A 278-nucleotide genomic window follows, 5' to 3' on the forward strand; every position below is an offset into this window, starting at 1 on the left:
TGAAGATTTAAAACAAGTACAGGCCATAGCCGTAAGTGAAGATGGGATACATTTTGAAAAGATAAAAGAAAACCCTGTCATTTCAGAAGTGCCTGAAGGGGATATTAATATTTTTCATTTTCGAGATCCAAAAGTATGGAAACATGAGGGTTCTTACTATTGTGTTTTAGGGTCTAAAACGAAAAGCAATACAGGACAAGTATTGTTATACCGTTCTTCTAACCTAATTGATTGGGAATTTGTATCCGTCATAGCCAAGGGGGAGGGCAATTTCGGAT

1 pseudogene is annotated in these 278 nt (G+C 36.7%); it reads left to right on the forward strand.

Features of this window, described 5'->3' with window-relative positions:
- Positions 1-278 (forward strand): annotated as a pseudogene (locus PZC42_RS24520) (hypothetical protein); the annotation flags it as partial.

The sequence above is a fragment of the Isoptericola croceus genome (assembly GCF_029382255.1).
GTDB classification, from domain to species: domain Bacteria; phylum Actinomycetota; class Actinomycetes; order Actinomycetales; family Cellulomonadaceae; genus Isoptericola; species Isoptericola croceus.